Here is a 241-nt window from a genome sequence, read left to right as displayed (position 1 = left end):
GCAGCCGCCACGCCCGTCGCGAGAAATGCGACGACGTTGAGTTTTTGCCACACAGCCAGATCGTCGCGCACGATCAGCGCCACTTTTGTTTCGAACATGAACGTCCCTCCTTGGAACGCTCATGGTCCACGATCCGCGGCGATCAGTCTGGAACGTTTGTGCACATGCGCCGATAGGCCGCCGGCGTCATCCGGTACGCGCGATGAAACCAGCGGCCAAGATGACTCTGATCCGAGAACCC

The 241-nt window shown here is 60.2% G+C and carries 1 protein-coding gene and 1 pseudogene; both read right to left on the bottom strand.

Annotated features, from left to right (window positions below; genetic code table 11):
- The coding region (locus tag SB753_RS40785) for a DUF2000 family protein (RefSeq protein WP_410805641.1) at positions 1 to 98 on the bottom strand (98 nt) is incomplete at its 3' end.
- Between the two features lie 44 nt (positions 99 to 142).
- A pseudogene (locus tag SB753_RS40780) lies at positions 143 to 241 on the bottom strand (AraC family transcriptional regulator); the annotation flags it as partial.

It is taken from the genome of Paraburkholderia sp. SIMBA_053 (genome assembly GCF_046534895.1).
Classification (GTDB): domain Bacteria; phylum Pseudomonadota; class Gammaproteobacteria; order Burkholderiales; family Burkholderiaceae; genus Paraburkholderia; species Paraburkholderia caledonica.
Note: the sequence above shows the minus strand (reverse complement) of the source record. Positions and strands in the feature narration are given on the sequence as shown.